12 protein-coding genes are annotated in these 12,059 nt (G+C 68.8%); 11 read left to right on the forward strand and 1 reads right to left on the reverse strand.

Features of this window, described 5'->3' with window-relative positions; genetic code table 11:
• The first annotated feature begins 32 nt into the window (after window positions 1-32).
• The 10 genes from F787_RS0111230 to F787_RS0111275 all read left to right on the forward strand — a co-directional run bounded on the left by F787_RS0111230 (window position 33) and on the right by F787_RS0111275 (window position 10,621).
• On the forward strand, window positions 33-2,729 hold the full coding sequence (locus F787_RS0111230; protein WP_231373432.1) for a PAS domain S-box protein: 2,697 nt from the start codon (window positions 33-35) through the stop codon (window positions 2,727-2,729).
• Window positions 2,730-2,823: 94 nt separating this feature from the next.
• The gene (locus tag F787_RS0111235) at window positions 2,824-3,291 is read left to right on the forward strand and encodes a response regulator (protein WP_028492232.1); all 468 of its coding nucleotides are present in this window, start codon (window positions 2,824-2,826) and stop codon (window positions 3,289-3,291) included.
• A complete protein-coding gene (locus F787_RS0111240; RefSeq protein ID WP_028492233.1) occupies window positions 3,288-4,589 on the forward strand; it encodes a diguanylate cyclase in 1,302 nt (433 codons plus the stop codon). Before F787_RS0111235 ends, F787_RS0111240 begins: the two co-directional genes overlap by 4 nt.
• Before the next feature lie 53 nt (window positions 4,590-4,642).
• Window positions 4,643-5,119 (forward strand): Fur family transcriptional regulator, encoded by a 477-nt coding sequence (locus F787_RS0111245; RefSeq protein WP_028492234.1) that lies wholly within the window; start codon window positions 4,643-4,645, stop codon window positions 5,117-5,119.
• Window positions 5,120-5,144: 25 nt separating this feature from the next.
• The gene (locus tag F787_RS0111250) at window positions 5,145-5,669 is read left to right on the forward strand and encodes a DNA-deoxyinosine glycosylase (protein WP_019022654.1); all 525 of its coding nucleotides are present in this window, start codon (window positions 5,145-5,147) and stop codon (window positions 5,667-5,669) included.
• A gap of 363 nt (window positions 5,670-6,032) precedes the next feature.
• On the forward strand, window positions 6,033-7,334 hold the full coding sequence (locus tag F787_RS0111255) for a hypothetical protein (RefSeq protein WP_028492235.1): 1,302 nt from the start codon (window positions 6,033-6,035) through the stop codon (window positions 7,332-7,334).
• A 70-nt stretch (window positions 7,335-7,404) separates the two neighbouring features.
• Window positions 7,405-8,337: a metal ABC transporter substrate-binding protein gene (locus F787_RS0111260; protein WP_028492236.1), complete on the forward strand. Its 933-nt coding sequence runs from the start codon at window positions 7,405-7,407 to the stop codon at window positions 8,335-8,337.
• Window positions 8,338-8,346: 9 nt separating this feature from the next.
• A complete protein-coding gene (locus tag F787_RS0111265; protein WP_028492237.1) occupies window positions 8,347-8,955 on the forward strand; it encodes an ABC transporter ATP-binding protein in 609 nt (202 codons plus the stop codon).
• Window positions 8,948-9,724 (forward strand): hypothetical protein, encoded by a 777-nt coding sequence (locus F787_RS0111270; protein WP_028492238.1) that lies wholly within the window; start codon window positions 8,948-8,950, stop codon window positions 9,722-9,724. Before F787_RS0111265 ends, F787_RS0111270 begins: the two co-directional genes overlap by 8 nt.
• Before the next feature lie 36 nt (window positions 9,725-9,760).
• Window positions 9,761-10,621 (forward strand): class I SAM-dependent methyltransferase, encoded by an 861-nt coding sequence (locus F787_RS0111275; RefSeq protein WP_028492239.1) that lies wholly within the window; start codon window positions 9,761-9,763, stop codon window positions 10,619-10,621.
• Window positions 10,622-10,636: 15 nt separating this feature from the next.
• Here the strand turns inward: F787_RS0111275 and folE2 are convergent, their stop codons facing one another.
• Window positions 10,637-11,551 (reverse strand): GTP cyclohydrolase FolE2, encoded by a 915-nt coding sequence (gene folE2, locus F787_RS0111280; RefSeq protein WP_028492240.1) that lies wholly within the window; start codon window positions 11,549-11,551, stop codon window positions 10,637-10,639.
• A 77-nt stretch (window positions 11,552-11,628) separates the two neighbouring features.
• Between folE2 and dksA the strand changes: the two genes are divergently transcribed.
• Window positions 11,629-12,057, forward strand: coding sequence for an RNA polymerase-binding protein DksA (gene dksA / locus F787_RS0111285; protein ID WP_019022647.1), 429 nt, complete (start codon window positions 11,629-11,631; stop codon window positions 12,055-12,057).
• Window positions 12,058-12,059 lie beyond the last annotated feature (2 nt).

Here is a 12,059-nt window from a genome sequence, read left to right on the forward strand (position 1 = left end):
CGCTGCCCCCGCCTCGTGCGGGCAGACGCTGCGTGGCAGAATTGGCGGCCCTGTCTCCCGACCGCCGCCCGATCTTCGGCGGGCAACACGCCATGGATCCCGAGAACACGCATTCCGCCTTCTTCGAACACGCCCCGGTCGGCATGGCCGTGGTGGACGCCGACGGGTGTCTGCGCGCCGCCAACCGGCGCCTGTCCGGGCTGCTGGACCGGGAAGCGGACGTCCTCGTCGGGCAGACGCTGACGGTGTGGTTGGCCTCCGCCGAGGCCGACCGGGTGGCAGCCGCGATCCATTCGGTCGTTCACGGCGACACCGGCGAGTGGCGCGACGAATGCCGCCTGCTCCCCCGGCAGGGCCCGCCGCTGTGGGTGGAACTGGCGCTGAGCCGCCTGCCCGACGCCGACGATGGCGCCGCGCGCCTGGCCCTGACCGCCACCGACATCGACGCACGCAAGGCCAGCGAGGCCGAGCGCGACGAACTCGAACATTTCTACCAGCAGACGTTCACCAACAATGTCGCGGTCAAGCTGCTGATCGACCCGGACGACGGCCGCATCGTCGACGCCAATCCCGCCGCCGAGACCTTCTACGGCTGGTCGATCGAAGAGCTGAAAAACCGCCCCATCCAGGCGATCAACACCCTCTCCGCGGAGGAGGTGCGGACCGAGATGGAACGGGCCGCTGAGGAGGAGCGGCTGTACTTCCGCTTTCGCCACCGCGTCGCGAGCGGTGAGATCCGCGACGTGGAGGTCTATTCCGGCCCGGTGTGGCTGCGCGGCAAGCGCTATCTGCACTCCATCATCCACGATGTCACCGAACACCATCGGGCCGAACGCGAACAACGGGAGCTGCTGCAGATCCTGGAAGCCGCGCCCGATTTCATCGGCATGGCCGACCCCGATGGCCGCATCCTGTATCAGAACCCTTCGTTCAACCGTGCCATGGGGTTCGCAGACTCGGCCGAGGCGAGCCTCCACGATGTCGGCGGTCTCCATCCCGAGTGGGCCCGGCGCCGCCTGCAGGAAGAGGCCCTGCCCGAGGCACGCCACAACGGCATATGGCAGGGGGAGATGGCCATACTGGCCGGCGACGGCCGCGAGCTGCCGGTGTCACAGACCGTGGTCGCGCATTTCGACGAAACCGGCGCGGTGCGCCGCTATTCGACCATCATCCGCGACATCTCCGAGCGCGTGGCCACCGAGCAGGCGCTGCGTCAACGGGAGGCGGAGCTCAACCAGGCGCAGCGGATCGCGCGCATGGGCAGCTGGGTCTCGGATTTCCGCGTGAACGAGATCCGCTGGTCGGACGAGATCTACCGCATCTTCGGCCGCCGGCCGGAAGAAGGCCGGGTGACCCACGAGACCTTCATGGAGGCGGTCCACCCGCATGACCGAACGGCGGTGCAGGCGGCGCTGGAGGCCTCGTTCGCCGGCGAGCCCTACGACATCGTGCACCGCGTGGTGCAGCCGGACGGCGAGGTCCGTACCGTGCGCGAGCGCGGCCACACCGAGTTCCACGACAACGGCCGGGCAATCCGCATGCTGGGGACGGTGCAGGACATCACCGAACAGCGTCAGCTGGAGGACAGCCTGCGGCGTCTGGTCTCGATCCTCGACAGCACCCCGGACGTGGTGTCGATGCACGGCCCGGACGGGGCGATGCTCTATCTCAACGCCGCCGGTCGCCGGCTGATGGGCCTGCCGGAGCCCGAGCTCGCCGACCACTGGGACCCCGAGACCGGCTGGAACCGCGCCGGGCTGCCGGGCGAGATGAACACCGTGGAAGGCACCATCGAGCGCGTGCATCCACCCTGGGCGCTGGAACGCGTCCGCACGGAGGCCCTCCCGGCCGCGATGGAACATGGTCTGTTGCAGGGCGAGACCGCCCTGCTGGACGCCGAGGGCCGCGAACGACCGGCGTCGCAGGTGGTGCTGATCCATCGCGACGCGGATGGTGCGATCGCCCAGACCTCGACGATCATCCGCGACATCACCGAACGCAAGCGCATCGAGATGGAGCTGGAACGCTCCAATGCCGAGCTGGAGCAGTTCGCCTACGCGGTCTCGCACGACCTGCAGGAGCCGCTGCGCATCATCAACAGTTACCTCGGGCTGCTGGAGCGGCGCCATGCCGAGGCACTGGACGACAAGGCGCGGCGCTACATCGACACCGCCACCGACGCGGCCGCGCGCATGCGGCAGATGATCCAGGACCTGCTGGAGTACTCCCGCGTGCAGCGCATGGGCGAGGCCTTCGCGCCGGTGGCGCTGGACCGGGCGCTGGACGATGCCTGCGACAATCTGCAGGCCGCCATTGCCGACAGCGGGGCCCGCATCACCCGCGAGGCACTGCCCACGGTGCAGGGGGATGCCGGCCAGCTGATGCGGCTGTTCCAGAACCTGCTGTCCAACGCCATCAAGTACCGCGACCGCGAAACCACCCCGGAGATCCACGTGGGCTGCACGGACCGGGGCGATCACTGGGAGATCCGCGTCACTGACAACGGCATCGGCATCGATCCGGAACAGATCGGACGCATCTTCCAGGTCTTCCAGCGCCTGCATGGCCGTGGCGAGTACGAGGGCACCGGCGCCGGGCTGGCGCTCGCCCGGCGAATCGTCGAGCGCCACGGCGGGCAGATCCGGGCCGAGTCCGAAGGCGAGGGGCACGGCACGACGTTCTGCTTAACCCTCCCGCGGCAACCAGTGGCTGCGACTGTCCCCGAGTGAACTCCAGCGCGGAGCGACGGGACAATCGCATTGGCCACAGGGCAATCGATAGACTACCGTCAACTTCAGAATTGCCAGCACCGGACCGTAACCGATGAAACCCGTCACCATCCTCCTGGCCGAAGACTCGCCGGAAGACGTCGAGCTCCTGCAGGAGGCCTTCGAGCACCATCAATTCTCGGCCGACCTGCGCCCGGTACGCGACGGGGTGGAGGCCATGGCCTATCTGCGCGGCGAAGGTCCGTACGCCGACGCACCCCGGGCCGACCTGCTGCTGCTGGATCTCAACATGCCCCGCATGGACGGCCGTCAGGTGCTGGCCGCGGTCAAGAACGATCCGCAGCTGCAGACCCTGCCGATCGTGGTCCTGACCACCTCCTCGGCACCGGATGACGTCGTGCATTCGTACACCCATCGGGCCAATGCCTTCCTGACCAAGCCGGTGGATTTCGACGAGTTCCTCGAGCTGATCCGGTGTCTGGGCGAATTCTGGATCGACAGCGTCTGCCTGCCTTCGCGCGCGGGCCTGCCCCCGTCGGACCCGTCCCGGATGTGCCCATGACCCGGCATCGGCTCCTGCTGGTCGAGGACAACCCGGCCGACGCCGACCTGGTCGAGGACCTGCTGGAGGAAGTCGCCGAACCGGGGTACACGGTGGAACGCGCTGGCCGCCTGCACGAGGCCCTGGACCGGCTGCGGGACCGCCCGTTCGATGCGGTCCTGCTCGACCTGGGACTGCCCGACTCCCAGGGGCTGGATACCCTGCGCCTGCTGCTGAAGGCGGGAGCCGGCGTGCCGGTGGTGGTCATGACCGGCCACCAGGAGCGCGGCACCGGCACCGGGGCGATCCGTCTGGGGGCTCAGGACTTCCTGCCCAAGGACGAGCTGCAGCCCGACCTGCTGTCGCGCGCCCTGCGCTATGCCATGGAGCGCTACCGCAGCCAGCGCGAACTGCGCCTGATGGCCGCCGCCTTCGACAGCGCCCAGGCGATCCTGGTCACCGGCCCCGACGGCCGGATCCTGCGCACCAACCCGGCCTTTACCCGCATTACCGGATACGCCGAGGAGGAGGTCCTGGGCGAAAACCCGCGCATCCTGCAGTCCGGTCATCAGGACCTGGAGTTCTACCACCGCATGTGGAAGGAGCTGCAGACCCGCGGGCAATGGGAAGGCGAGATCTGGAACCGTCGGCGCGACGGGACGGTGTATCCGCAGTGGGAGACCATCAGCGCGGTGCACAACGAGGCCGGCCAGCTCGAATACTACGTTGCGGTGTTCCACGACATCTCGGAACAGAAGCGGCTGGAGGCCGAGCTGGAACGGGAGGCCACCACCGACCGCCTGACCGGCCTGTTCAACCGCCAGCGCTTCGATGCCGAGCTGGAGCGCGCCCTCGCCCGCACCCGGCGCTACGGGACCGCTGCGGGAGCGATCTTGTTCGACATCGACCATTTCAAGCGTCTCAACGATACCTGCGGCCACGACGCCGGCGACCGCGTACTGGTCGAGCTGTCGCGCCGGACGACCGACGCCCTGCGCCGGACCGATTTCCTGGCCCGCTGGGGCGGCGAGGAGTTCGTCGTGCTGCTGCCGGAGACCGGCCCCGACGGCGCCCGGCGGATGGCGGAGCGGCTGCGCCGCGAAGTGGCCGCCACGGCGTTCGAGGGGGCGGGGCACGTGACCGTCAGCCTCGGGGTTACCGTCATCCACCGGGACGACAATGCCGATACCCTGCTCAAGCGGCTGGACAACGCGCTCTACGATGCCAAGCACGTCGGCCGCAACAACGTGGTCTATCATCATCGCACCCCCTGGGAGGACGCCGACGCCGAGGCCCCTCCGCTGTCGCTGCTGCAGTAAGCGCTCCGGACCGTGTTCGCCCCCGCGCGTGCATATGGATTAAGCTTGGCGGCATGACCACGGCCACCCGCCAGCACACCACCGACGACGCCGCAATCCAGCAGGCCCTGAACGAGGCCGAGCGGGTCTGCACCCGGCGCGGCGCGCGCCTGACCGAGCAGCGCCGCCGCATCCTCGAGCAGATCCTGCGCACCGACGGCGTGATCAAGGCCTACGACCTGATCCACGCGCTGTCGTCCGAGGACCGCAGCATCAAGCCGCCGACGGTCTACCGTACCCTCGCCTTCCTGCTGGAACAGGGCCTGATCCACCGCATCGAGAGCCTTAACGGCTTCGTCGCCTGCAGCCACCCCGGGGAACGCCACGAATCCGCGCTGATGATCTGCGACGGCTGCGGCCGCATCATCGAATTTCACACCCCGGATACCGCCAGCCATGCCCTGGAGGCCGCCGCGGCCGAGACCGGCTTCGCCATCGAAACCCGCACGGTGGAACTTCACGGCCTGTGCCGCGACTGTCAGTCGACCTGACCTTTCGGCCCGAAGTGCTCCGGGGATGACCGTGCCGCTTTCCAGTCCGGAGTTGCGGGCGTTCGAGCCCGTGCTGCGCGCGGATACCCGGGCCGTGGTGCTGGGCAGTTTCCCCGGGGTCGCCTCGCTGGAGGCGGCCGCCTATTACGCCCATCCGCGCAACCAGTTCTGGCCGATCATGGCGCGCATCCTCGGACCGCCGTTCCCGGAACTGCCCTGGCCGGAGCGCTACGCCCGGCTGCTCGACTGCGGGGTCGGGCTGTGGGACATCTACGGCACCTGCGCACGCGAGGGCAGTCTGGACAGCGCCATCCGCAACCCGCAGCCCAACGATCTCGGTCGGCTGACACGCGAGGCCCCCGGCCTGCGGCTGATCGTCCACAACGGCGCGGAAAGCGCCCGCCGCATCGGCGAGACCCGGGCGCTGGGCGTCAGCGCGGTGCGCCTGCCCTCCACCAGCCCGGCCAATGCCCGACTGGGCCTCGAGGCCAAGCTTGAACGCTGGGCCGAGGCCTTCCGCGAGGCCGGGCTGGGCGCCCCGGCGCCCTGAGCCCCGGCAACCCGCCGCCCCGCTGGGTCGATGAACCGCGCCATTGGAATCGGCCACGTTGACACCCAAACGCGGATGCATATAATTCTCACTTAGATGCGCGATTGTTGTCGGACTCTGGCGTGTCGCCGGGACCGGGGCCTCTTCGCTCCCCTGTCTCTCCAACCTCCGCTACGCTTGGCCGCCCGCTGTAACGGGCGGCTCCTTTTTCCCGTTCTCCCTCCCGGCATTGCCCCCACCGGGGTGACGGCCCCTTGTACCGCTCTATTGTTACATTATATCGTTCTTGCGCTCGTTCGTTACGCTATAACGTCTTAATAGCGATGTACGGAGGCAATCAGTGTTCACAAGGGGAGAAAAGACATGCTGAACGCGCGACACCATCGCAACGCCCTCACGGGCCTGACCGTTCTGGCCTGCGCCACGCCGGCCCTGGCCGCCGCCCAGGCCCAGGACGACTCGGGATCGGACTGGGGCATGGACATCTCGCTGATCCTGGAAGGGGTCTACTACAACGAGATGAGCGAAGGGGTTCACGAGCCCGCCGGATTCGACGACGGGCACGACCATGGCCACGGCCATGATCACGACCACGACCACTCCTTCGACGACGGCTTCAATCTCGGCCACAACGAACTGGTGTTCGAGGCCGACCTGGGCGGCCTGCTGGACGGCACCCTGATGATCGGCTTCGACGACAGCGACATCGAGGTCGAGGAGGCCTATCTGACCACCCGCTCCCTGCCGGCCGGCCTCCAGCTGAAGGCAGGCAAGTTCCTGTCGGATATCGGCTACATCAACAGCCGCCACGTCCACGACTGGGATTTCGTCGACCGCCCGCTGGTGAACGAATACCTGTTCGGCGACCACGGCCTGCAGGAAATCGGCGTGCAGGGGACCTGGGTCGCGCCGACCGAGACCTACACCCAGCTGGGCGTGGAGCTCCTGCAGGGGGATCAGGACGGCGGCATCGCCGCGTTCGATGACGGCCCGGTCTCGGAGAAGAGCGGGCCGCGCATCGCCACCGCTTTCGCCAGGGTCGGGCCCGATTTCGGCCCCGATCATGCCGCCCGGTTCGGCGTTTCCGGCGGCTATGTCACCCAGACCGGGGTGACCGAAATCCATGGTGACCATGGCCACGCCCTTGAAGGCGATGCCTGGTTCGCCGGCCTGGACGCGGTCTACAAGTACGACTCCGGCCGTGCCTACGGCCACGGCGACTGGAACGTGAAGGGCGAATATTTCTACGTCCGCCGCAGCCTGGACCAGTTTGACGGCCACGAACACGGCCATGGCCACCACACCCATATGCACTGGGAAGGGACGGACAGCCTGACCGAGAAGCAGGACGGTCTCTATGTCGAGGGCATCTACGGCTTCGCTCCCCGCTGGCAGGCCGGTCTGCGGACCGAAGCCCTCGGTCTGACCAACGACGCGGTCGAGGGCAGCCATCACCACGGGGACGAATACTTCACGATCGAATCGATGGACACCTCGTACCGCCATTCGGCCCAGGTCACCTTCCGTCCGGTGGAGCCGGTGTTCCTGCGCGCGCAGCTCACGCAGAACGACTTCGTCGACGATCATGGCGACCGCGATCGCGGCCTCGAATTCATGTTCCAGGTGAACGTGGCGCTGGGCGCCCACGGCGCGCACCGCTTCTGATCGACCCCTCACGGAGCGCGAGGCCCCGCCACGGGCCTCGCGCAAAGCCTGCATTTTTCAAGGAGTACCCATGAAAAACCGCAAGACCCCGCAGCAACGTCCGGCCATCGGGCTCTCCGCCCTGACCGGCGCCGCACTCGCCACCGCACTGTTCCTGCCCGCGCAGGCCTCCGCGGACGAGCTCAACGTGGTCGCCACGACCTCCAGCCTGGGAGCGCTTGCGCGTGAAATCGGCGGCGACGAAACCCGCGTGCGTGTCCTGGCGGCGCCCGACCGAGACGCCCACTATCTGGATGCCCGGCCCAGCTTCATGGCCGCCCTGCGCAACGCCGACCTGCTGCTGGAACTGGGCGCCGGGCTGGAAGAAGGCTGGCTGCCGGCCGCCACCCGCGGTGCGTCCAACCCGGCCATCAACGAGGGGCAGCCCGGCCATTTCTATGCCGCCGGCAAGGTCGATCTGCGCCGCTCCATCACCCAGGACGGGCCCAACATGGGCCACGTCCATGAAGAGGGCAATCCGCATTTCAATGTCGATCCCCTGCGCATGGCGGAGGTCGGCCTGGCCCTGGGCGAGCGGCTCGCGGAGCTCGACTCCGCCAATGCGGACGTCTATCGCGAACGCGCGGAAGAGACCGCGCAGCGGCTGCGCGAGCATGCCGAAGACCTCGCCGGCGAACTGGCCCCCGACCAGAACATCGTGGTCTATCACGAAGACCTCGACTATCTCGAGGAATGGCTGCCCGCCACTGTCATCGGCTACCTCGAACCGGCACCGGGTATCCCGCCCACCGGTCGCCACCTGCAGAGCCTGGTCGGCGAGCTGGAGGGCATGGACGGCCACGTGCTGTACGCCGAGTTCCAGCCGCCGCGCGGTGCCGAGTTCCTCGAGCGCGAACTCGGCTGGGACAGCCACGCCGTACCGCTGGATCCGCCCCAGGACGCCGGCCTGGACGGCTACCTCGAGCTGATGGAAACCTGGGCATCCACCTTCCGCACCCGCTAGGCTGCGCGGATGTCCGACTCCCCCGTCATCGAGGCCCGGGCCGCGCGCCCGGGCTTTGACCGCCCCGTCCTCGGGCCGCTCAGTCTTGCGGTCCCGGGCGGGGCACGCTGGGCGCTCACCGGCCCCAACGGGTCCGGCAAGTCGCTGCTGCTCAAGTGCCTGACGGGGCAGGCGCGGGTGCACGGGGGGCGGCTGACCACCGCTCCCGGCACCCGCATCAGCCTGCTGGCCCAAGATCATCCGCGCCCGTACCCATGGCCCCTTTCCGGACACGACTGGTTCCGGGCCATGGGTACGCGCGTGCCCGAACACCCTCGCATCCGGGCGCTGCTGCGCCGGCGTCTGGATCAACTCAGCGGCGGCCAGTGGCAGCTCCTGCGCCTGGCCTCCGTACTGGCGCCCGTGGAGGCCGGCGCCGACACCGGCCGTCCCCACCTGGTGCTGCTGGACGAACCCGCCAACCACCTGGATGCCGAGGTCCGCGCCGACGCGGTGGAACTGATCACCGCCCTACCCGCGAGCGCCACTCTGGTCATGACCAGCCACGACGACGAACTGCTGGGCGCCCTCGGCGTCGAACGCCACCCCCTGCAGGACTACCTCGACGCCCATGACTGATCTGCTGCTGACGCCTTTCGTGGCGGGATTCCTGATCACGCTGGTGCTGGCGCTGGCGGGCAGCGGCCTGTTCCTGCGCGGCTCGGTCTGGCAGGCGCTGGCGCTGGGCCAGTGGGCCGCCGCCGGTGGCGTACTGGCCTCGGTCCTGCACTGGCCGGTGCTGCCGGTCGCGCTGGCCCTGGGGGCCGGGGTGATGGCCCTGCTGCAGCGGGTACGCGATACCGAGCGCCTGCCGCTGGCGCTGTTCCTGGGCGGGCTGGCCGCGGTCACGCTGCTGGCGGCCAATTTCTCGCAGGCAAGCATCGCGGCGGCCGCCTGGGCCGAGGGACAGCTGTATTTCGCCGGCCCGGGCGAGCTGGTCGCGGTGGTCGTCGCCGGGGTGGCCAGCGCAGTGCTGTGGCCGTGGCTGCGCCGGGTCTGGCTGCATGCCCAGCTCGCCCCGGACGTTTCCGCCGCGCCGGCACCCCCGACGGTCGCGCGCTGGCTGGAGACCGCATGGCTGGTTGCCGTGATCGTACTCGGGAGCATGGTGCTGGGCATGCCCGCGGCGCTGGCCACCCTGCTGCTGCCGGCCTGGGGGGCGGCCTTTCTGGCCCGCGGCCTGACCGGCGCGCTGCTGTGGACCCAGAGCCTGGCGATCGCGGGCTTCCTCGTCGCCTGGACCATCAGCCTGCCACTGGATCAACCCTTTGCACCGGTGCTGGTGGTCGTGCTGCTGCTTCTGGCTCTGCTGGCCCGGGCGGGCGCCGCCCTGCGGCGCACACACTGATTCTCCGATCTCCCTCTGCAACCAAGGAATGCAACCATGAGTGAAAACCCGCAGGGCTCGGGTACCAGCTCGCCGATCTTTCAGGCCATCGAGCAGATGCAGGGATCGCTGCCCTGGGGCAGCTTTCTCGATGCCGGGACCGGCCGCAAGTCCATCGAGTGGATCACCGCGCTCGGCACCGAACGCTGGACCGCCATCACCTCCTCGCAGAACATGGCGCGCACGGTGCAGGAGGCCGCGGGCGACCGGCGACGGCCACAGGACCGCGTGCTGGTGGGCAACTGGCACTCCGAACACCTGCTGTACGGCGAGCGCTTCGACACCGTACTGCTGGACTACTTCATCGGTGCCATCGAGGGCTTCTCTCCCTACTGGCAGGAACAGGCCCTGCACCGTATCCGGCCGCATGTCGGCCAGCGGCTGTACATCATCGGCGTGGAACCCTACGTGCCCAGCGAACCCGACACCGAGGCCGGACGCCTGGTGCGCGAGATCGGCCGTGTCCGCGATGCCTGCCTGCTGCTGAGCGGCAGCATGCCGTACCGCGAGTATCCCTCCCCCTGGGTGCTCCGCCAGCTGGGCCAGGCGGGCTTCCGGGTGATGGAGACGCGCTACTTCCCGATCCGCTACCGCGAACGCTTCGTGAACGGACAGCTCGACCTCGCGCTGCGCCAGCTGGATCATTTCACCGATCCGGGGACCGCCGAGTCCATGCGCGGCTACATCGAGCAGCTGCGCGCCCGCGCCCTGCCGATCGCCCGGCAGAAGGAAGGACTCAAGTACGGCGCCGACTATCTGATCTCGGCGGAGCCCATGGCCGACCGTCACCGCAGCTTCGAGGACCCGCTGCAGCGTTTCTACGGTCAGGCCGGGGAACAGGACGGAGAACAGGCATAACCCTGCTGCCCGGCCTCAGGCCCCGCGCGGCGGCCGCTCGACCCGCGCCACCGCATCGTGCGCATGCAGGCTCTCCTCGTGGCGCACGTGGATGCGGTAACCGCGCGCCCCGAACGGGGCCTCCAGGGCCTCGTCGAGTCGCCGCGCGGCATCCTCGCAGAACATCGGGTTGCCGCCGTTGGCGACCGCAAACGCCTGCTCGTCGGCGCGCTTGACCGCGGTCTGCAGCGCGGTGCCCAGCGCCTGCTCGACCCGATCGACCAGAAAGCGGAACGGGAAGGTCTCCGCATCGGGCCGCAGGCCCACCTCCACCCACGCCCGGCTGCGCTGGCTGTGCGGTGTCGCCATGATGCCCGCCTCGCTGCCCAGCCATTCACGCAGCCGGTCCGGATCCGGCGGCGCCGTCCCGAAGTCCTGATCATAGCGTTCCTGGATGGCCTGGCGGGCCAGTGCCGCCGAGCAGGGACAGGTCGAGGAATACCCGATCTCGATCCCGAGGCGGATCTGCGTACCGCGGTCGTCCTTTTCCGTATCCACGCGAAACGGATACGCCTTCCAGCCCGCCAGGGGGCTGACCATGGCCGGCCGTTCCAGCAGTGCCTCGCCCTCCAGCGAGAGCGCGGCGCGCCCCGACAGATCTTCGTGCGACTCGAGGAACGCATCCAGCACGTGGTCCAGCCGCGCGCAGCCCAGCTCGCGGTGGATCAGCATGCGCAGGGCCAGGTAGAGCCGCGACATGTGGATGCCGCGGGCCTCCGGATCGTCCAGGCTGACCCCGGCATCGGCGCGCGCGGCGACCGGCTGCCCGGCCACCTGCAGGGGCAGTGCGATGCGCTCCATGCCCACCCAGTCGAGGCTCGAGGCGCGGCGCGATGTCCCCGTCGCCACGTCCGGCAGGTCGGTGCTCCGGTGCTCGCTGTATGCGTCCATCGTTTCTCCCGCAAGAGTTCGGGTCATCGGCCCGGGGCCGTTGTGACCGTGGGTCAGTAACGTTATATTGTAACGCCATGAGCGAGACGATCCATAACACCCCCCGCACCGAAGACGAGCTCCTCGCGATGCCCGAGGAGGCTTACATGAACCCGCAGCAGCTCGAGTTCTTCCGCGCACGCCTGCAGGCCATGCGTGAACAGGTCCTCGACGATATCGAGCAGGTGCGCAGCGATCTGCGCCAGAGCAGTCAGGCCGCGGACGAACTGGACCGCGCCAGCGAAGAGGAAAACCGCCAGCTCGAACTGCGGATTCGGGGACGCGAAAACCGGCTGCTGAAGAAGATCGACGAGGCCCTCTATCGCATCGAGACCGGCGATTACGGCTTCTGCGAGCAGACCGGGGACCCCATCGGCCTGCCCCGACTCCTGGCCCGCCCCACCGCCACGCTGAGCGTGGAGGCCAAGGAGCGCATGGAAGCGACCGAGCATCTGTTCCATGAGTGACA

This window comes from Thioalkalivibrio sp. ALE19, assembly GCF_000428605.1.
Classification (GTDB): Bacteria; Pseudomonadota; Gammaproteobacteria; order Ectothiorhodospirales; family Ectothiorhodospiraceae; genus Thioalkalivibrio.